The following is a 19,929-nucleotide window of genomic DNA, read 5'->3' as shown; positions in this document are numbered from 1 at the left end:
GGCATGATTTTTGAGCTATTCAACTAAATACCAATCTATTAAAAAATAATTTTAATCTATAAAAATGCTACATCATGAAAACACTTAAACTTTTACCGCTATTATTGGTTTTTATATTGAGTGCCTGCAGTAGTATTCATGTAAATGCTGATTATGATTCAAAAGCAGACTTTAACCAATATAAAACCTATGCCTTTCATAAAAACGGAGTAGATAAAGCACAAATATCAGAATTGGATAAAAGACGAATTCTGCGAGCTATTGATGCCGAATTGACTCGAAAAGGTTTTACTAAAAGCGAAAACCCAGACATGCTTGTCAATATTTTCACTAAAGAAAGAGAACAATTGAACGTAAACCAATTCAACGCTGGATGGGGTTACGGTTGGGGATGGGGATGGAATCCCTTTTTTATGGGAGGAAATACTTTTGTAAGTTCTAATACAGAAGGAACTTTATACATCGACTTGATTGATGCCAAGAAAAAAGAATTGGTTTGGGAAGGTGAAGGTGTTGGCGTTCTAACTGAAAACCGAGCCAAAAAAGAAGAACAAATTAATGCCTTTGTCTCTAAAATTCTGGAACAATTTCCACCTTCTGAAACAAAAAAATAACACTACAAGACACTAATTCCTGATTTATCGTTATTTTTACTATAAATGAGAAACTTAATAACCTAAACCTCTCTACTTGAGAGGTTTTTTTATACTCAAAAATAAATACAAATGGATTTATTCAAAGACATACAAGCTGCCAAACTACAATTAGAAAATGTAGTTCCTACTACTCCATTGACACATAATTTGAATTTATCAGCCGAATTTGGCGCTACCATTTTATTAAAAAGAGAAGATTTACAAATTGTACGTTCCTATAAAATTAGAGGCGCTTATAACAAAATAAGCAGTCTTCCTGAAACTGATAAATCCAAAGAAATTGTTTGTGCCAGTGCCGGAAATCATGCTCAAGGCGTGGCTTACTCCTGCCACTTACTGCAAATAAAAGGCAAAATCTATATGCCGATTACAACACCGAAACAAAAAATCAAACAAGTCCAGTTGTTTGGGAAGTCATTTGTCGAAATTGTATTGATAGGAGATACTTTTGACGATGCTTTTGCCGCTGCCATAGAAGATGCTACAAAAAACGATAAAGTATTTGTTCACCCTTTTGATGATCTTAAAGTGATTGCTGGTCAAGGTACAGTCGGTTTAGAAATACTAGACAGCTGTTCCTTACCAATTGACTATTTATTTGTACCTATTGGTGGTGGCGGATTGTCGGCTGGGGTTTCTACTGTTTTTAAGCAGTTGAGTCCGCAAACGCATATCATAGGAGTAGAACCGTTGGGCGCACCTGCAATGAAAAACTCGATTAAAGCAGGACAAAATATCGTATTGCAAACTATTGACAAATTTGTTGATGGCGCCGCAGTAAAACAAGTAGGACATCACACTTTTGAAATTTGTCAAAAGAATCTAAGCGACATCGTCCTTGTACCTGAAGGAAAAGTGTGTACTACGATTTTACGATTGTATAATGAAGAAGCTATGGTGGTGGAACCTGCTGGAGCTTTGACTATTGCGGCTCTTGATTTTTATAAAAAAGAAATTAAAGGTAAAACCGTGGTTTGCGTAGTGAGCGGTAGTAATAATGATATTGAACGGACTGCCGAAATAAAAGAACGTTCTTTATTGTATGAAGGATTGATGCATTATTTCTTGATTCAGTTTCCGCAACGCCCTGGTGCTTTAAAGGAATTTGTGAATGATATTTTGGGACCAAATGATGATATTACCTATTTTCAATACAACAAGAAAACCAATCGTGAAGTCGGTTCGGTGGTAGTTGGTTTGGAATTAAAAAACAGAAATGATATAGAGGCCGTAAAATCCAACATGACCGCCAAAGGTTTTGCGTACAAATACCTCAACGAATTACCAGAATTATACACACAGTTGATTGGGTAATATTGATTGCTAAGATTTTGGACAATGGAAAAAAGGATCTCAATTAAAAAAAATTTGACATAAATTACACAAATTGCCACAAATTTAAAGACTCTAAAAGTCTAATTCCACAAATTTGTGCCGATGACAAAATAATAATTACTTTTGCAAAATAATAAATACAAACTCATGCCTTTAACAGACATTACCGATATAGAAGACATCAAATTATTAGTCAATACTTTTTACTCTAAAGTTCAAGAAGACGAATTCATTGGTCCTATTTTTAATGAGAAAATAATGAATCGTTGGCCAGACCATTTGGAAAAAATGTACCGTTTTTGGCAAACTATATTATTGGAAGTTCACTCTTATTCTGGCAGCCCTTTCCCTCCTCACAAACATTTGCCCGTTGAGAAAGAACATTTTGATCGTTGGATGGAAATTTTTATCGTAACCGTTGATACACTTTTTGCCGGTCCAATTGCTGATGAAGCTAAATATCGAGCCAAAAATATGGCTGATATGTTTCATTATAAAATTGAGTATTTTAGGAATGAAGGAAGTCGTAATTAATTTCTAAAAACAACTTCAAAATGGAAGATTTAGAAAAAGTAGTAAAATTGAATAAGATTATCCTTTAATCTTTTGATTCAAATCAGATTCTTGTTCCATGGGGTCTCCATTGTACTGCAATTTCCAGCCCATGGTTTGGGTTACAATTAGCAACTTAGACAATTCGGATACAAAACGATTATTCGCATTTTTCTTTAAGGGTGATTTCTCTATTTTCTTGGCAATATTAGCTTTCGCAATTTTCGCAATTTTATTGTAGTCATCACCTGAAAATTCATTGAATCGGCTGGATTCCGTATCGTAATATTTCATATCAATACTAATTTTGATTTCTTCCTTGGGAATACTTACAATATTGACGATTTTATTAATGGAATCTATATCGTATTTGACCAAACTCAAATCAAAAGCTACAGTTACATCAGCATTGACAATCACTAAAGCTTTCTTCTCAAAAGCGATCAAATTTCCTAAATATTTTTTATTGTCTTTATACGTCAATACCTCAGCAAAATGACCTTCGGTAACAACCAATTTACCCACGTTTTTGATTTGTTGTTGGATTAGCGCAGTGTCGTACTCAACTGTTGAAGTATCGTCTTTTTTGGTGAAATATTGGTAGCCAAAAAAAAGCACCAAAGCTACTAAAAGCATCACAGTCCATTTTCTAACTTCGGTAAAAAACGAGAGTTTATTTTTTTCTGCAGGCATCATTAAAATTGAATTTGAGGATATTTGACTGCTAAATTATTGATTTTATTTTGCAATTTGACAGTAAACCTTATATGGCTTTCTGAATTTGGATTAAAAGGTCTATGAGCTAAGCTCTTCTGAATCGTATCGACTGTATCCATGACATCAAAAGCAACTTGAGATATTGTCGTTTCTTTGAAGAGCTGCCAAATATAATCAATCGCTAGAGTACTAGGATGCAACATATCCGACTCATAAAATCGATAATCACGTAATTCATCCATCATAATTTCGTACGATGGGAAATACGTGCATAAAGCGTCATTCTGAATAAAACTATGTATCGCAGTTATCAAATGTGCTTTACTCAAGGTATTCTCTATATAACCATCTTTAATGTGACGAACTGGCGAAACGGTAAAAGTAAATTTTGCTTGTGGATTGATAGACTGAATCAAACAAACCGTATTATCGATTGCCAATTGAATTGCAGCTGTTGAAAGTATTTCTTTCAAAAATTGCTTTTGCGGTACTTTATGACAATTAGCAACTATTTGGTTGGATTCATTGTTGCGATATACCCATGAGGTTCCGTAGGTGATTTGGAAATGTGTTGCTTGGGTTAATTGTTGATTTGTTGCATCAACTAACTGATTTAACAAACTTAAAAATGTTTCCTTATCAGGATTCGAAAGTTCCGAATGCACTTCAAAACAATGCCATAAATCGTTATGAAAAAAAACATCTTTTTCAGTAAAAAATATTTTTTTCACTGCTCTTTCGACCAACTTTTCTATAGAAATAGGATTAAAAACAATTCCGAATGGATTACAATAATTCTGAAACTTATAATAATCTAATTTATTGGCAATATTTACTGCAAAACAAGAACCCAACGACACAATTTCCGAATTATAGTCTATTGGATAATTACTTTTTTGAATCGGTATTCTCAGTCTAAAATCCATCTGTAATTTAGTAATAATAAGTGGTTTTCAAATTATATGAAATACCTTTATGAGGAATACTTACCAAAGATGTTTTCTCAACAGGATAATTTCCTGCATCATATTTAAAAGTGTTTTTATAAAAACTCGCTGAAGAAATAATTTGATTGTCTTTTTCAATTGTAGTCTCTACCGTACTTATTATATAATTATTGGTCGAAATAACTCCTTCTTGATCTAATAATTTTTCATATCCGAGTATATAATGAAGTGGGTTTTTATTAAAATCATAATCATAATTCACATTGTATTTAGAAATAATACTTGGAGCAACATCATCTAAAATACGTTCTTCTCTAATCATATTACCCTCTTTAAAATACAAAACCCCATGATGAATTTTAATTTCTAGATTCAAAATACTGATATCAAATTTCTCATATGAAACAGTTCCATCTGTATTGTGGGTGTATCTAATTACATAATCCCCTATTGATTTCACCGTCTTTAAATTTCCATCATCATAGGTATAACTCACTGTTGCTTTTACACTATTAGATTTATTTGTTGTTACTATTTCTGTGATAAAAGCAGATGTATAAGTGAATTTCTTTATAGTAAAATCATCTTCAATACTTAATAGTTGCGATCCACTGTATAAAAAAGTAGACGTTTTAACGTTTCCCCCTTCAGTAGTTTCTACAACATTTTTTAAATACTTTACTTCATCATCTTGACCATTAGTACAAGAAAAAAGAAGCAAAGAAGCAACTGATAAGAACCAATATATATATATTCTTTTTGGCATCAACTGATATTAAAATTTAAGCTATGAATTTGGCAACCTTATAATTACCTTATAAAAACAAAAGCCAAAGATATAAAAAAACTATAGCTTTGGCTTTTATTTTTTTCTTCTATTTCACAAAATCAATTGCTTTAATCAATGCTTCTTGGATACCCGCTGGATTTTTACCCCCTGCAGTAGCAAAGAACGGTTGTCCTCCACCTCCACCTTGGATGAATTTACCCAATTCACGAACTACTTGTCCTGCGTTTAATCCTTTTTCGGCAACCAATTCTTTCGAAATATAGCACGTCAGCATTGGTTTTCCTTCTTCGGCTGTAGCCAAAACTAAAAATACGTTCGTTCCTAATGTTCCTAATTCATACGCCAAATCTTTTGCTCCTTCTGAATTCAAATCAACTTGTTTTGCTAGAAATCGAATACCGTTGATTTCTTGTATCTCTAGTGCCAATTCGGTTTTCATATTTTTGGCTTTGTCTTTCAACAGGGCTTCCAATTGTTTTTTCAGCTTAGCATTCTCGTCTTGAAGCGCTACAACTGCCTTAATAGTATCTTGAGGGTTCTTTAAAGTTGATTTAATTTCGCTCAACAAACTTTCTTGGGATGCATAGTGTTTTTTCACTGCATCACTAGTAATGGCTTCAATACGACGGATTCCTGCCGCAACAGCTCCTTCAGAAACTATTTTGAAATGCCAAATTTCAGCAGTATTGCTCACGTGGATTCCACCGCACAATTCCATACTATTTCCAAATTTTATCGCACGTACATTATCCCCATATTTTTCTCCAAACAAAGCCATTGCACCTTCATCCAACGCTTGTTGAATTGGAATATTTCTTCTTTCGATCAATGGTAATTGCTCTTGGATTCTTGTATTTACAAAATCCTCTACTTGTTGCAATTCTTCATCTGTTACTTTTGAAAAGTGAGAGAAGTCAAAACGCAAGTTGTTTGGGTTTACCAAAGATCCTTTTTGTTCCACATGCGTTCCTAAGATAGCACGCAAAGCTTCGTGCATTAAGTGTGTCGCCGAGTGATTTTTGGAAGACAACACTCTTAAATCAGTGTTTACTTTGGCAACAAAGCTGGCATTTACGTTTTCTGGTAATTGCTTTGCAAAATGCAAAATTAAGTTATTTTCTTTTTTGGTATCGATGATTTCAATTGTCTCGTTTGCCGAAATCAATGTTCCTTTATCGCCCACTTGACCTCCTCCTTCTGGGTAGAAAGGTGTTGCATCTAGAACGATTTGGTACAAAACACCATCTTTTTTAGAATCTACTTTTCGAATACGAGTGATTTTTACTTCGTTTTCTACTTGATCATAACCAACAAAAGATTCTGTATTTCCTTCGACTAGAATTTTCCAGTCATCAGTAGAAACTTCAGAGGCAGCGCGAGAACGTGATTTTTGTTCTTGCATGGCTTTATCAAAACCAGCTTCGTCCAAACTAAATCCTCTTTCTCTAAGAATCAAAGCAGTTAAATCAATGGGAAAACCGAAAGTATCGTATAATTCGAATGCTTTTTTTCCTGCTACTTCTTTTCCTTTCGTTTCCAAAATTACTTTGTCTAGCAATTGCAATCCTTGGTCAAGTGTTCTCAAGAAAGAAGCTTCTTCCTCACGAATTACATTGGTAACCAAAGATTGTTGTTTTTTGATTTCCGGAAAAAATTCTCCCATTTGGTCTGCCAAAACAGCAACTAACTCAAAGATAAAAGGCTCTTTGGTATCCAAGAATGTAAATCCGTAACGAATGGCACGACGCAAAATTCTACGAATAACATATCCTGCCCCTGTGTTTGACGGCAATTGTCCGTCGGCAATAGCGAAGGCTACGGCACGCACGTGATCCACTATTACACGAATAGCGATATTGGTTTTATTCTGCTCTTCAGAAACGTTTTTGATTTCGTTTGAAGTGTATTTTAATCCTGTAATTCCTTCTACTTTAGCAATAAGCGGTGTAAATACATCGGTATCATAGTTAGAAGTGACACCTTGCATCGACATACATAAACGCTCAAATCCCATTCCTGTATCTACATGTTGTGCTGGTAATTTTTCTAAGGAACCATCCGCTTTACGGTTGAATTCCATAAATACATTGTTCCAAATCTCTACTACTTGTGGATGATCAGCATTGACAAGGCTACGTCCTGAAACAGCAGCTCTTTCTTCATCCGTACGCAAATCAACGTGGATTTCAGAACAAGGACCACAAGGACCTTGATCTCCCATTTCCCAGAAATTGTCTTTTTTATTTCCAAGGATAATTCGATCTTCGGGAACAAATTGTTTCCAAATATCAAATGCATCTTGGTCAAAAGGGACGTTCTCTGCTTCGTTACCTTCAAAAATAGAAACATACAAACGGTCTTTTTCTAATTTCAACACCTCTGTCAAGAATTCCCAAGCCCAAGGCAAAGCTTCTTTTTTGAAATAATCACCAAAAGACCAGTTTCCTAACATTTCGAACATGGTATGATGGTAGGTATCAAAACCTACATCCTCTAAGTCATTGTGTTTTCCTGAAACACGAAGACACTTTTGCGTATCAGTAATACGATTACTCTTTGGAGTGGCATTTCCTAAGAAGTATTCTTTAAACTGCGCCATTCCTGAGTTGTTGAACATCAAGGTTGGGTCGTCTTTTAGAACTATAGGTGCTGAAGGAACAATTAAGTGCCCTTTGCTTTCAAAGAATTGTAAATATGCTTTGCGAATGTCTTGTGATTTCATTTTTATTTTTTATTCTGTTAATCGGATAATCGTTTATGTGGTTAATCGTTTAGTATAAAATACAAATAACCAAATAAGCGAATAACCATATCATCTATTTTTTCATGCCCCAGATGGTAGTGGAAAGCTTCGAGAATGGGGACTCTATTTTTTTCTTGAAGCGGCAGAGCTTGTCCCGAAGCGTCGGGAGAAGCTCCTGTGGATTCTATAGAAAAAAAGAGTACCTATCGAGAACTTGCAACGAACAGCTGGATAAGGCCCTAATTATTTTTTATTCCAAAAAAAGCAGTGTTACGAATGAAACATTTATTAAATTTGTTCGACTAACCTTTTTGGACGTGCAAAAATAGGGTATTTTAAAATATGGCGAAAGTAAAATATTATTACGATTCTGAAAATCTAGCTTATCGGAAGATTAAAACTAAAAAAAGACACAAATTTGCGTATTTGGTGTTATTTTTAGTTGCTTCCTCCTTGTTTGGTTTTTTGTGTTTTGTGGCTTTATTAAATACGCCTTATTTTGACACTCCAAAAGACCGACTCTTGATGCGTCAAATTGAAAATTTAAAACTTAATTACGAAGTTTTGAATAAACGCATTGAGGAACTCACAATTGTAACTTCAACAATTGAAGACCGAGACAATAATTTGTACCGCACTTATTTCAATATTTCCCCTATTCCCACCGAAGAACGTAAATCTGGTTTTAGTGACCCAAATCGTTATGCGGAATTGCAAGGCTATGACAATACAAAACTGGTCTTGAACACTACAAAAAAGGTAGATATTTTATCTAACGAATTAGTGATTCAATCCAAATCCTTAGATGCGATTTTGAAATTAGCAAAAGAAAAAAACAAACTCTTGTCAGCCATTCCTGCCATTCAGCCAGTACGAAATGAGAATTTAAAAAGAATGGCATCAGGTTTTGGATACCGTACCGACCCTTTTACCAAAGCGCGAAAAATGCATGAAGGCATGGACTTCACTGCTCAAACAGGGACTCCAATTTACGCCACAGGGGATGGCGTGGTAGCTCAAGCAGATGCGAATGCTTCAGGTTATGGAAACCATGTGGTGATTAGGCACGGTTATGGATACGAGACATTGTATGCGCACATGAGTAAATACAACTGCCGTCCTGGACAACGGATTAAAAGAGGAGATGTAATAGGTTTTGTAGGTAGTACGGGACGATCAGAAGCACCACACCTACATTATGAAGTGCATAAGGATAGTAAAGTCGTGAATCCCTTGAATTTTTATTACGGCAATATTTCAGCAGTGGAATATGTGGCAATATCGAAGATTGCAAATCAAGAGAATCAGTCGCTTGATTAACGATTGTCGATTAACGTCCCGACGCTTCGGGATTGATTGCTGATGTTAAGTAAAAATGAAGATTGATTTTTGAACAAAATAATTATTAAATACTGAATATGCACATAGAGCTTTCTAAAGATAAAAGATATTACAGCATTGGTGAAATAGCCAAGGCTTTTAATGTGAATGCATCGCTGATCCGATTTTGGGATAGTGAATTTGATATTTTGAAACCTAAGAAAAATGCCAAAGGAAATCGCATGTTTACGCCCGAGGATGTAACCAACTTGCAATTAATTTATCATTTGGTAAAAGAAAGAGGTTTTACACTAGAAGGAGCCAAAACGCATTTGAAGGAAGGTCAAAAGAAAACCTTAGACAAATTTGATATTATTCGAAAACTAGAAACAATTAAAGTACAGTTGACGAATATTAAGAATGAGTTATAAGTTAGGAGTTAAAGGTTATGAGTTAAAAATAAAATATAAATAATAAACATTAAATTAAACACAAACATGGATTTTAAAAAATTTTTACCTTGGATAATTGTTGCTGTAGTTATTTTCGCAGGATATAGTTGGATTAAAGGAATCAATAATACTGCGGTGACCCTGGGTCAGGATGTAGAACAATCTTGGGGTGATGTACAAACGGCTTACCAGAGACGAAATGACTTGATTGGAAATTTAGTAAACACCGTTAAAGGTGCGGCTGATTTTGAAAAAAGCACTTTGACGGCTGTTATTGAGGCTCGTGCAAAAGCAACTCAAACGACTATTGACCCTTCTAACATTACTACTGAACAGTTAGCTGCTTTCAACCAAGCACAAAGTGGAGTAAGTAGTTCTTTATCTCGATTATTAGTGACTGTGGAGAGATATCCTGAATTGAAAGCAAATCAAAATTTCTTAAAATTACAAGATGAATTAGCTAGTACAGAAAACCAAATCTTGACAGCTCGTACTCGTTTTAACGAAGCAGTAAAACCATACAACACACATATCAAAACGTTCCCGAATACATTGTTTGCAGGAATGTTTGGATTCCAAGAAAAAGCATATTTCAACGCTGTACAAGGCGCAGATAAACCCGTAGAAGTAAAATTCTAATAAAAACACAATATAAAGCAAATTTCACAAATTGTTACAAAATAAAACTGGTAACGATTTGTGAAATTTTTATTTTATAAAAAACAAACTCATGTCAAAAGTAGAAGATTTTTTAACCTCAGATGAAGAACGATCCATTGTAGAAGCGATCCAAACAGCAGAACTGAATACCTCGGGTGAGGTTCGGGTGCATATTGAGAACACAACTGAATTAGATCATTACGATCGTGCTTTGGAAGTTTTTCACCAACTCGGAATGGATCAAACCCAATTGAAAAATGGCGTATTAATTTACCTTGCAGTGGGAGACAAAAATTTTGTGATTCTAGGGGACGAAGGAATTAACAACATCGTTCCTGATGGATTTTGGGACAAAACTAAAGACTTGATGCTGGCACAATTCAAAAAAAACGATTTCAAACAAGGGTTGATTGACGGTATTTTGAGTGCAGGTGAGGAATTAAAAAAACATTTTCCTTGGGCTTCAGATGACACTAACGAATTATCTAACGAAATATCCAAAGGAGAATGAGAATAAGTCAAAAGACAAATATCAAAAATCAACTTTTAAAAATTAAAAATCAATTGGCAAAAAAAGATTGGAATCTAGTTATAGCACTCCTTTTTTTACTAAACAGTAGTTTTCTGTTTGCGCAATATGACATTCCTGAAATTCCGAAAATGCAAACTTCGGTTTACGACTACGCCAATGTATTGAGCAGTACCGAGAAAGCACAACTGGAAGAAAAGCTCGTTCACTATGCTGATAGCACTACGACCCAAATCGTAATCATTACCATTGAAAGTTTAAAAGGGGAAGACATTGGAATTCTAACTCCAAAATGGGCACAACAATGGGGAATTGGAGGAACCAAAAAAGACGATAACGGAGTTTTGATTTTATTGGCTAAAGCCGAAAGAAAAATATGGATTGCACCAGGTTACGGACTTGAGGACCGATTGACGGCGGGAATCGGTGGAGAAATCACTCGTAACATTATCATTCCTGAATTCAAAGCAGGCAGTTATTTCAATGGACTTGACAAAGGTACGGATGCTATTATAGATGTTTTCAAAGGCAAATACAAAGGACAACGAAAACAAGCTGAAAGCAAAGACTTCCCCATACTTCCATTTATCATCATCATCGTATTCATTATCATACTAGCTTCCAAAAACAAAGGTGGCGGCAGTGGTGGCGGCAACTCTGGTAATAGAAGCGGAGGCCCCAGCCTACTCGATGTCATCCTACTAAGTAGTCTAGGTCGTGGCAGCGGAGGCTTCGGTGGTGGATCTTCTGGTGGTGGATTCGGCGGAGGCGGAGGCTTCGGTGGTGGATTTGGCGGTGGAGGATTCTCAGGTGGTGGTTCTGGAGGAAGCTGGTAGGTTTGACTCTACAACATCTAACTATAAACTCAATCCTAAAAAACAGATTTAAAAACTCAAAAAAAGGGTGAAAAAAAAACAGGCAATCAAGCCTGTTTTTTTATACCCTTTCATAAAATAATTAATCGTCTCTATTTCTTTTCCTACCTCCTGAATTTCTATTACCATCTAAACTCGGTGGTTTCATACCTCCAAAATTCTTTATTTTATAAATCAATGAAAACATGGCGTATCGCTTCAAAACTGTATTTTCTTCATCACGTATTGAGGTATCTGTAATTGAACGTGTGTATCCTTGATTTTGATTCAAAAGATCGAAGACTTTCATTCTTGCAGTTAACATTTTATCTAGGAAGGTGTAACCCAAACTCATATTCCATAATTTGTAGTCATTACGATAACCATTTCCTGAATTGGAATTATAGCTGTATCCAAAATCATTACTCAAAACCCATTTTTCTCCAAAGTAATTAGTAGTTCTTAGATTTAATTTATGAACTACATTAGCACGAGCATCAATAGAATAATTTTTATACTTAGACTCTACATAATTAAAACTATATGAAGGAGCAACAGTAAATAAATCTCCATAATTAAAAGAAGAATAAACTCTTGGGCTAAAAGACAATATCTTTGCGTCATAAAACACATTATTTACAAATCCTTTGTCAAAAGAATAATCTGTTTTAAAACCTACACCGTATCGAAACGTATTTCCGTTTTTCTTGATGTAATTATTCCAGCTAGCACCCAAACTTGTTTTATAAATATCATTAATATTAATAAATGTAGTAGAACTTGTTCCGTCATCAGCATACACTCGAGCCGAAATTATATCGCTATCAATTATATCAGCTTTCATATAAACATAATATCCAGAGCGTTTTTTCATATTATAATTTCTAAAATTGAAACTAAAACTATGTTTCTTTATAGGATCTAAATCTGGATTTCCTATAACTGTATTTACTGTGCTACTAATATCTAACACCGGTAGCAATTGATACGCAGTTGGCAAATTGACCCTATAATCGTATTTCAATTGGGCGTAGTTTGATCTATCAACCTTATATTTGAACTGAGTATGCCATTCTGGTATAAAATAATTTGATTTTAAGTCCGTATTATTACCCCGGTAAAAAGATGAGTTATCATATTGTACCATTGCAGTACTATTTCTCACATTGAATGAAAATACTTTATCATCATAATAAAAGCCCATTTTTGGGGCAATTGTCCTTTGATTGGAAGCTATATAACTCGATTGCGAATCGTTAAAAATAGAATAAGCTACCGCGGTACTATCGTAATTAAAAGTTTTTTCGTCTGTAATTCTCTTATCCCATTTATAATCCGCCCCTACTCTCATTCTTACCACTTTAGATATAGGCTCTGTAAACTCTACTTGCGCATAATAATAATCTCGTTGAATTGTATTATCATTCAATTGATTTCGCAATTTAGTTATCCCACTAGTAAATGACTTTATAGAGTTGTTATTAAAACCCAAAAGATCATTTTTGGAATTATTATTGGTTAATGAAAAGTTTAAATTTCGAGATCTTTTTATAAAATTCTTATTGACTGTAATTTCATTATCAAAACTGAGCTGGTCTGTCTTACGAGAGGATGTACCTATGTTCTCATTCAACAAATCACCTGCCTCATTACTCGAAATACTTGATGAAGATCCGTTATTTTCATAAGTTGATTTACGCAACCTTGGCTCCACTACAATCTGTGTTGTTTTTGAAGGACTATATTCTAATTCAAAATTTAATTTATTATTTGTATTTTCTGTTTTAGCATCAGAATCAGATATTGTCGTAATATTCCCTGTGGGCAAGAAACGAGTTTGTGTAGATTTTTTAGCATTGTTATTTACACTATTATTAAAGGAGTAATCACCTGTGGTTTCCAATTGATCAGACCATTCATTAAAGTAATTCAATCCTGCTAAATTAGTCGTGGTTATCCCTTTTCTAGAAATCGTAGCTCCTACATCACCATTGGATTTCCCTTTATCATCACCAAATGCCTCATCAATGGAGAAACCAGACAAGTTGATATTGTTTGTCGCACCTACCGCACTAATTCGTTGCTTGTTGTCAAATTGATTAACCAAAAAGCTACCTTCAAACCGATCATCAGTTCCGTACCCCCCAAGAAATTTCCCAAAATACCCTTTATTTTTCTTTTCGTCAATAGTCAAATTCACACTCAAAAAATCAGATGCTGCATCATCACCAGCCAACTCTTCTTTCTTTGTCTTAAAATCCGAAACTTGAATTTTATTGATAATATCAGCTGGTAAATTTTGTAAAGCTACCGCTCCATCTTTTCCGAAAAAGGCTTTCCCATTTACCAAAATCTGACTTACTTCCTTACCATTAACTGTAATTTTACCTTCATCATCAATCACAAAGCCAGGCAATTCTTTCAACACAGCATCAACATTATCATCGGGACGCACCTTGAATGACGCGGCATTATATTCCAAAGTATCTTGTTTAATCTTTATTGGAGGTGCTGCCGTTGTAATAACCACATCTTTCAATATATTTTCAGTACTGAATAAATATATAGTTCCTAAATCCTTACTCTCCGTAATTCCCGCTAATTCATCTCGGTAATTTTCATGCCCTACATATGATACATTCAAAAAAGCCGTGTTTTCATATTTTTTTAATCTAAGTTTAAATCTCCCTGAATTATCAGTTGTCGTAGCACCTAATTTCAAGGAATCTTTTACAACAGAAAAGTAAACATTGGCAGCTTCAAGAGGCTGTTGGGTATTGATATCCAGTACTTGTCCCTGAATAAAATAGCTTTCCTGAGCATATGTAAAAAATGAAATAAATAAGAAGAGTACTGAAAAATGGCTTTTAAACATGATTTTTGGTTATATAAATAGAAGACTATGACTTTAAAAAACGCCAAAGGTTTAATTAAATTGTAAAAAATTTAAATCACAAAAAAAACCCTCAAAAAACTTTTGCTTCTTGAGGGTAATTTCAAAATAATTATTCCTATTTCTCTCTGATATAAATATCAATTGGCACACCAGAAAAATCCCAGTTGTCTCTAATTTTATTTTCAAGGTAACGTTTATAAGGCTCTTTTACATACTGAGGCAAGTTGGCAAAAAACACAAACTGAGGTGTTTTCGTTGGCAATTGCATACAATACTTAATTTTCACATACTTTCCTTTAGTTGCTGGCGGAGGATAAGCCTCAATTACCTTCAACATAAATTCATTGAATTTTGAAGTCGGAATACGTTGCTGTCTACTTTCAAATACTTTTACAGTCGCTTCCAAAGCTTTCAATAAACGTTGTTTTGTCAATGCCGAAACAAAAAGAATTGGCACATCTGTAAATGGCATCAATTGCTCTCTAATTTGCTCTTCGTAATCACGGGTAGTCATAGTCTCTTTTTCGACCAAATCCCATTTGTTTACCAAAATCACCACTCCTTTACGGTTTTTCTCAGCCAACCAAAAAATACTTTGGTCTTGCCCTTCAAACCCACGAGTCGCATCAATAATCAAAATACAAATATCGGCATGCTCAATCGCACGTACTGAACGCATCACCGAGTAAAACTCCAAATCTTCTTTCACCTTAGCCTTACGACGAATTCCCGCCGTATCTACCAAGTTAAATTCAAATCCAAAACGGTCAAATTTAGTATCAATTGCATCACGAGTTGTTCCTGCAATATCAGTAACAATATATCTTTCTTTACCAATCAATGCATTGATAAAACTTGATTTCCCAGCATTTGGACGTCCTACAACTGCAAAACGTGGCAAATCAGAAGTTTCTTCAACCTCTGGTTTCTCCGGAAAAGCTTTAATCAAAGCATCCAATAAATCTCCTGTTCCACTACCTGAGATACTTGCAAATGTGTAATATTCACCCAATCCAAGGTTATAAAACTCAATCGCATCTTTCTCACGCATGGCATTATCAACCTTATTAACGGCCAAAATTACAGGTTTTTTCACCTTACGCAACAACTTCGCCACAGTATCATCCATCGGCGTAATTCCTTCCTCAACATCAACTACAAAGATGATCACATCTGCTTCGTCAATAGCTAATTCTACTTGCTTGCGAATCTCTCCTTCAAACACGTCATCAGATCCACGCACATATCCACCTGTATCAATCACAGAAAACTCTTTTCCGTTCCACTCGCTTTTACCATAGTTTCTATCACGGGTAACCCCCGAAACTGAATCTACAATAGCTTCTCTTCTTTGTATCAGCCTATTAAAAAGGGTTGATTTCCCTACATTAGGTCTTCCTACTATCGCAACAATGTTATTCATAATCTATTTTTCAATTATTCGGCAAAGGTAGTGTTTAAAACCTTGAGTTTCATTTTTTTTGATATATTAGCATTTTCAACCAAAACCCAACCAATATATGGAAGTCGATAAGGAAGTTAGACTCTTGTTACGTTTTTACAACGACCTACCACAAAAAGCAACGGACTTAGAACAAAAGTTCAAAGATTTCGGTAAAATCAAAAACGAAAACTACTTTGTAAAAACGAGTAAAAACCATGCTTGGCTACACATCATCGGACCTAAAAAAAGGTATTACTCCCCACATTTACATCTCGAATTCGAAAGCACATCCGAAAACGAAACCCATATTCGCGGTCTTTATGGCCCCGACCAAATGCTGTGGACTTTCTTTATGTTCCTTCACTTTATGATTGCGGGGGTTTTTCTCGTTTTCTGTGGCATACTGTATTCCAATTATATCTTAAAAAACTCCCTAACCTTAGACTTTATCGTTTTAGGACTTATGGTGTTTTGCTGGTTTCTACTGTATTTCATCGCTCGCCAAATCAGACATAACGGCAACGACCAAATGAAAGAACTCGAAAAATTATACCAAGACATTATTGCATCTTAATAATTAGAAGCCAATCCAGCTCTCCATTACAACTCCTCGCTCAAAAAGGAGTTGTTGCAATGCGCTTGCAGGAGCTTCCTCCGGTCGCTCTGCAACCCCAGCAACAACAACCTTTTTTCACTGCGGGGCTTCCATTTCGATCTGGGCTAAAAAAAAAATCAGCATTCGAAATAAATTCCAATACTGATTTTAAATTTTTATTTAATCAAGATACGAACGGGTCGTGTCCCTACGCCTATACATTCTTTTATTATTGATTATATCCGAAACGCTTCAACATATTAGCGTTGCTTCTCCAGTTTTTATTTACCTTCACATACAATTCGATGTGAATTTGTTTTCCAAAGAATTTCTCCAAATCCTCACGAGACTCCACTCCTACTTTTTTCAAAGCAGCACCTTTATGACCAATGATGATACCTTTTTGTGTATCACGCTCCACCATAATCAGCGAACGGATTTTGATAATGTTTTCTGTTTCTACAAATTCCTCTGTAACAATTTCTACTGCATACGGAATCTCTTTACTGTAGTTCAATAAGATTTTCTCACGAATGGTTTCATTTACAAAGAAACGTTCCGGCTTATCTGTCAATTGATCTTTTGGATAATACGCTGGTGATTCCGGCAATAATTCCAAAATACGTCCAAAAACCTCAGGAACATTAAAATTCTTCAAAGCAGAAATTGGATAAATTTCGGCATTTGGTACTTTCTCCGTCCAAAAAGCTACTTGTCCTTCTAATTGCTCTTGGTTTGAATTGTCAATTTTATTCAACAACAACAATACAGGAATTTTTGAATGGATAATTTTATTAAAAAAAGCTTCATCTTTCAAATCTTGCTCTCCAATCTCAACCATATAAATCAAGATATCAGCATCTTCAAAAGCCGATTTCACAAAATTCATCATCGATGCCTGCATTTCGTAAGCGGGTTTGATAATCCCAGGAGTATCCGAAAGTATTAATTGAAAGTCTTCTCCGTTTACAATTCCTAGAATTCTATGTCGTGTTGTTTGTGCTTTTGAGGTAATAATAGACAATCTTTCCCCAACAAACGCATTCATTAGCGTTGACTTCCCTACATTAGGATTCCCTATAATATTTACAAAACCTGCCTTGTGTGCCATTTCCTTATTTTTTTAATGCTGCAAAGGTAGTCATATCAAGTCAATAGATAAAATAAAACATTTTTTAAAATTCTGTGTTGTAAATCTAGAATTTATATGTATCTTTGCACCCGAAACAACGAGGAAATACATTAGCAACCTCACTGATTCACATCCCTTAAGAGGAAATAAGTTCTGAAAACATTTTGTGCAATACTAATAAACAAAGCTAGCCTAGCACTGTTTTAAAAAACACAAGTTTATAATATATCGCGGGATAGAGCAGTAGGCAGCTCGTCGGGCTCATAACCCGAAGGTCACTGGTTCGAGTCCAGTTCCCGCTACTAAGTTTATTAAATTTACCGTATATCGCGGGATAGAGCAGTAGGCAGCTCGTCGGGCTCATAACCCGAAGGTCACTGGTTCGAGTCCAGTTCCCGCTACTAAGAAAGCTTCATAGAAATATGAAGCTTTTTTTATGCTCTAAAATCACCACTGATTAACCCTCGATAACTTTTAAGATCATTTTAATACTCCTCGCTTCAAAATAGGATGTTTTACAAATAGTAAAAAAAATTTAATATACTTCTAAACTTTTAAAGCTATTAAACTAAATCTTAAAACAAACAGTAGAATAGATCCACATCTTACTACTAGTTGATAAAAATAATGATAAGTTGTTAAAATCTCTATATACTTGAAATCGACAAAAACAACTCCTTACAAAATCGACAAAACACACTAAGCTATTTCCTTATTGATAGCTAAGCAGTAAGAACCAAAAGTTAAAACAACACCTGAATCCCAGACAAAATATTCTCCTGTTTTTGAAATAAAAAAAGTTTTATTCTTTGACTTAGGTCAAACAATTTGATACGTAACTATTCTAGATTTGTAAAAAAAATAAAAAATGACAGCTATAGCGACAAGACCATTGGCCAGTTTAAATTACACAAGTATAGAACGTGTAAATAAAGCATTAAAGCATCTTCAAAACGGAAAAGGAATTATCTTACTAGACGATAAAGACAGAGAGAATGAAGGAGATTTAATTTTTTCAGCGCATACTATGTCAGTAGCCAATATGGCATTGATGATTAGAGAGTGTAGTGGTATTGTTTGTCTTTGTTTAAGTAACGAAAAAGCGGACATACTTCAACTGCCTTATATGGTAAAGGAAAATACGAGTACTTTTCAAACACCCTTCACCATTTCAATAGAGGCAAAAGAAGGAATAACTACTGGTGTTTCAGCTTCTGATAGATTAAAAACGATTCAAACGGCTTGCAATATAAACGCAGTGAGTACTGATATATCAAGGCCAGGACATATTTTTCCATTAAGAGGTAAAGATAATGGAGTACTTGAGCGAAAAGGACATACTGAAGGTAGTATCGATTTAATGAAATTAGCCGATTTACACCCAGAAGCGGTACTTTGTGAATTGATGAATCCCGACGGAACCATGGCTCAAATTAATACTATTATAGAATTTGCCGAAGAACATGATTTGATTGTATTAACCATAGAAGATATCGTTCAATATCGTAAATTTGTCAGAGATTATAAATAAATGAACGATACCCACAGCCTTACTACTTTTCTCAAAAAACAAGTTGATTTTACAGAAGAAGATTTACAAATCATACTTCCCTATTTTAAAATTATTGAAACAAAAAAGAAAGAAATTCTACTTTCTCAAGGACAAATAAGCAAATACAGTTATTTTGTCAACAAAGGCTGCCTAAGAATTTTTTTTATAAATGGTGAAGAAAAAGACATTACAAGATACATTGCTTTTGAAAATCAATTTGCTACTGCTCTGGTCAGTTTTATAACAAAGGAACCCGCAGAAGAAAACATTCAAGCCATCGAAAATTGTGAACTTTTAAGCATCAGTCACGAGGATTTTAGACAACTTTTATTAGAGGTCCCAAAATGGAAGGATTTTTACAACATTTATTTAGAAAAAGCATATGTAAACAATCTAAAGCGATTAATGTCCTTTACAGCACTTGATGCAAAAGAGAGATACAGCCAATTATTCCAGATAAATCCAAATATTGTTAGAAGACTACCAAATAAAATTGTTGCTTCCTATTTAAATATTTCTCAAGAAACATTGAGCAGAGTAAAATCTAAAGTTTTGAAATAATATTTTATTAAAAAGACAAGCACTATCTCATAAACTGTGTAAGTTTTACAATCTGAGGTTATTTATTGACCTGTTGCTGTTTCCTTTTGAGAGTATCTCTTTTTCTAACTACTTTTTCCCAGCGCATATTCTTCAAAATGCAATCTAGAATAAGTTACAAAACAAAATTAATAACAGCATTTAGTACAGGAGAG

At 34.6% G+C, this 19,929-nt stretch carries 18 protein-coding genes and 2 tRNA genes; 13 read left to right on the top strand and 7 right to left on the bottom strand.

The window, feature by feature from the left end:
• Positions 1–74: 74 nt before the first annotated feature.
• From ABZP37_RS07510 to ABZP37_RS07500, 3 genes are all read left to right on the top strand, one after another.
• Positions 75–614 carry a DUF4136 domain-containing protein gene (locus ABZP37_RS07510; RefSeq protein ID WP_366186953.1) on the top strand — a complete coding sequence of 180 codons (540 nt, stop codon included), beginning with the start codon at positions 75–77 and terminating at the stop codon, positions 612–614.
• Positions 615–725: 111 nt separating this feature from the next.
• Entirely contained in the window at positions 726–1,970 is a 1,245-nt protein-coding gene (gene ilvA, locus ABZP37_RS07505) for a threonine ammonia-lyase IlvA (protein WP_366186952.1), read from the top strand.
• Between the two features lie 168 nt (positions 1,971–2,138).
• Entirely contained in the window at positions 2,139–2,525 is a 387-nt protein-coding gene (locus ABZP37_RS07500) for a group III truncated hemoglobin (protein WP_366186951.1), read from the top strand.
• A gap of 57 nt (positions 2,526–2,582) precedes the next feature.
• Here the strand turns inward: ABZP37_RS07500 and ABZP37_RS07495 are convergent, their stop codons facing one another.
• The 4 genes from ABZP37_RS07495 to alaS form a co-directional block, all read right to left on the bottom strand.
• Positions 2,583–3,239: a DUF4230 domain-containing protein gene (locus ABZP37_RS07495; protein ID WP_366186950.1), complete on the bottom strand. Its 657-nt coding sequence runs from the start codon at positions 3,237–3,239 to the stop codon at positions 2,583–2,585.
• Positions 3,239–4,186 (bottom strand): GSCFA domain-containing protein, encoded by a 948-nt coding sequence (locus tag ABZP37_RS07490; RefSeq protein ID WP_366186949.1) that lies wholly within the window; start codon positions 4,184–4,186, stop codon positions 3,239–3,241. Before ABZP37_RS07490 ends, ABZP37_RS07495 begins: the two co-directional genes overlap by 1 nt.
• 7 nt (positions 4,187–4,193) lie before the next feature.
• Positions 4,194–4,973: a hypothetical protein gene (locus ABZP37_RS07485; protein ID WP_366186947.1), complete on the bottom strand. Its 780-nt coding sequence runs from the start codon at positions 4,971–4,973 to the stop codon at positions 4,194–4,196.
• A 109-nt stretch (positions 4,974–5,082) separates the two neighbouring features.
• On the bottom strand, positions 5,083–7,719 hold the full coding sequence (gene alaS / locus ABZP37_RS07480; protein ID WP_366186945.1) for an alanine--tRNA ligase: 2,637 nt from the start codon (positions 7,717–7,719) through the stop codon (positions 5,083–5,085).
• Between the two features lie 363 nt (positions 7,720–8,082).
• Here alaS and ABZP37_RS07475 point away from each other — a divergent pair, with 363 nt between their 5' ends.
• The 5 genes from ABZP37_RS07475 (at position 8,083) to ABZP37_RS07455 (ending at position 11,537) form a co-directional block, all read left to right on the top strand.
• Positions 8,083–9,060: a M23 family metallopeptidase gene (locus ABZP37_RS07475; protein WP_366186944.1), complete on the top strand. Its 978-nt coding sequence runs from the start codon at positions 8,083–8,085 to the stop codon at positions 9,058–9,060.
• A 98-nt stretch (positions 9,061–9,158) separates the two neighbouring features.
• On the top strand, positions 9,159–9,491 hold the full coding sequence (locus ABZP37_RS07470) for a MerR family transcriptional regulator (protein ID WP_366186942.1): 333 nt from the start codon (positions 9,159–9,161) through the stop codon (positions 9,489–9,491).
• A gap of 66 nt (positions 9,492–9,557) precedes the next feature.
• Entirely contained in the window at positions 9,558–10,151 is a 594-nt protein-coding gene (locus ABZP37_RS07465) for a LemA family protein (RefSeq protein WP_366186941.1), read from the top strand.
• Between the two features lie 91 nt (positions 10,152–10,242).
• Entirely contained in the window at positions 10,243–10,683 is a 441-nt protein-coding gene (locus ABZP37_RS07460; RefSeq protein WP_366186939.1) for a TPM domain-containing protein, read from the top strand.
• Positions 10,680–11,537, top strand: coding sequence for a TPM domain-containing protein (locus ABZP37_RS07455; RefSeq protein WP_366186937.1), 858 nt, complete (start codon positions 10,680–10,682; stop codon positions 11,535–11,537). The genes ABZP37_RS07460 and ABZP37_RS07455 overlap by 4 nt, the downstream gene beginning before the upstream one ends.
• A 121-nt stretch (positions 11,538–11,658) precedes the next feature.
• On the opposite strand, the gene ABZP37_RS07450 is transcribed toward ABZP37_RS07455, so the two are convergent.
• Both ABZP37_RS07450 and der read right to left on the bottom strand, forming a co-directional pair.
• Positions 11,659–14,430: an outer membrane beta-barrel protein gene (locus tag ABZP37_RS07450; RefSeq protein ID WP_366186936.1), complete on the bottom strand. Its 2,772-nt coding sequence runs from the start codon at positions 14,428–14,430 to the stop codon at positions 11,659–11,661.
• Between the two features lie 136 nt (positions 14,431–14,566).
• Complete coding sequence (gene der, locus ABZP37_RS07445; protein ID WP_366186934.1) at positions 14,567–15,874, bottom strand: ribosome biogenesis GTPase Der; 1,308 nt, start codon at positions 15,872–15,874, stop codon at positions 14,567–14,569.
• A gap of 97 nt (positions 15,875–15,971) precedes the next feature.
• Between der and ABZP37_RS07440 the strand changes: the two genes are divergently transcribed.
• Positions 15,972–16,469, top strand: coding sequence for a hypothetical protein (locus ABZP37_RS07440; protein WP_366186932.1), 498 nt, complete (start codon positions 15,972–15,974; stop codon positions 16,467–16,469).
• A 250-nt stretch (positions 16,470–16,719) separates the two neighbouring features.
• Here ABZP37_RS07440 and era read toward each other — a convergent pair whose 3' ends face one another.
• Positions 16,720–17,601: a GTPase Era gene (gene era / locus ABZP37_RS07435; RefSeq protein ID WP_366186930.1), complete on the bottom strand. Its 882-nt coding sequence runs from the start codon at positions 17,599–17,601 to the stop codon at positions 16,720–16,722.
• 250 nt (positions 17,602–17,851) lie between these two features.
• Between era and ABZP37_RS07430 the strand changes: the two genes are divergently transcribed.
• The 4 genes from ABZP37_RS07430 (at position 17,852) to ABZP37_RS07415 (ending at position 19,735) form a co-directional block, all read left to right on the top strand.
• A tRNA-Met gene (locus tag ABZP37_RS07430) sits at positions 17,852–17,924 on the top strand.
• Positions 17,925–17,950: 26 nt separating this feature from the next.
• Positions 17,951–18,023: transfer RNA gene (locus tag ABZP37_RS07425), tRNA-Met, on the top strand.
• Between the two features lie 467 nt (positions 18,024–18,490).
• Positions 18,491–19,153, top strand: a complete 663-nt coding sequence (gene ribB, locus ABZP37_RS07420) for a 3,4-dihydroxy-2-butanone-4-phosphate synthase (protein ID WP_366186928.1) — start codon at positions 18,491–18,493, stop codon at positions 19,151–19,153.
• Positions 19,154–19,735, top strand: a complete 582-nt coding sequence (locus ABZP37_RS07415) for a Crp/Fnr family transcriptional regulator (RefSeq protein WP_366186926.1) — start codon at positions 19,154–19,156, stop codon at positions 19,733–19,735. It begins immediately after the preceding gene.
• Positions 19,736–19,929: the final 194 nt, after the last annotated feature.

It is taken from the genome of Flavobacterium ovatum (assembly GCF_040703125.1).
Classification (GTDB): Bacteria; Bacteroidota; Bacteroidia; order Flavobacteriales; family Flavobacteriaceae; genus Flavobacterium; species Flavobacterium ovatum.
This window is presented reverse-complemented; position numbering and strand designations above follow the sequence as displayed.

Coding starts and splice junctions, on each gene's coding strand:
- ABZP37_RS07485 (WP_366186947.1), bottom strand. CDS start 4,973: ATGCCAAAAAGAATATATATATATTGGTTCTTATCAGTTGCTTCTTTG.
- ABZP37_RS07490 (WP_366186949.1), bottom strand. CDS start 4,186: ATGGATTTTAGACTGAGAATACCGATTCAAAAAAGTAATTATCCAATA.
- ABZP37_RS07460 (WP_366186939.1), top strand. CDS start 10,243: ATGTCAAAAGTAGAAGATTTTTTAACCTCAGATGAAGAACGATCCATT.
- ABZP37_RS07415 (WP_366186926.1), top strand. CDS start 19,154: ATGAACGATACCCACAGCCTTACTACTTTTCTCAAAAAACAAGTTGAT.
- era (WP_366186930.1), bottom strand. CDS start 17,601: ATGGCACACAAGGCAGGTTTTGTAAATATTATAGGGAATCCTAATGTA.
- ABZP37_RS07465 (WP_366186941.1), top strand. CDS start 9,558: ATGGATTTTAAAAAATTTTTACCTTGGATAATTGTTGCTGTAGTTATT.
- ABZP37_RS07470 (WP_366186942.1), top strand. CDS start 9,159: ATGCACATAGAGCTTTCTAAAGATAAAAGATATTACAGCATTGGTGAA.
- alaS (WP_366186945.1), bottom strand. CDS start 7,719: ATGAAATCACAAGACATTCGCAAAGCATATTTACAATTCTTTGAAAGC.
- ABZP37_RS07455 (WP_366186937.1), top strand. CDS start 10,680: ATGAGAATAAGTCAAAAGACAAATATCAAAAATCAACTTTTAAAAATT.
- der (WP_366186934.1), bottom strand. CDS start 15,874: ATGAATAACATTGTTGCGATAGTAGGAAGACCTAATGTAGGGAAATCA.
- ilvA (WP_366186952.1), top strand. CDS start 726: ATGGATTTATTCAAAGACATACAAGCTGCCAAACTACAATTAGAAAAT.
- ABZP37_RS07495 (WP_366186950.1), bottom strand. CDS start 3,239: ATGATGCCTGCAGAAAAAAATAAACTCTCGTTTTTTACCGAAGTTAGA.
- ribB (WP_366186928.1), top strand. CDS start 18,491: ATGACAGCTATAGCGACAAGACCATTGGCCAGTTTAAATTACACAAGT.
- ABZP37_RS07510 (WP_366186953.1), top strand. CDS start 75: ATGAAAACACTTAAACTTTTACCGCTATTATTGGTTTTTATATTGAGT.
- ABZP37_RS07450 (WP_366186936.1), bottom strand. CDS start 14,430: ATGTTTAAAAGCCATTTTTCAGTACTCTTCTTATTTATTTCATTTTTT.
- ABZP37_RS07475 (WP_366186944.1), top strand. CDS start 8,083: ATGGCGAAAGTAAAATATTATTACGATTCTGAAAATCTAGCTTATCGG.
- ABZP37_RS07500 (WP_366186951.1), top strand. CDS start 2,139: ATGCCTTTAACAGACATTACCGATATAGAAGACATCAAATTATTAGTC.
- ABZP37_RS07440 (WP_366186932.1), top strand. CDS start 15,972: ATGGAAGTCGATAAGGAAGTTAGACTCTTGTTACGTTTTTACAACGAC.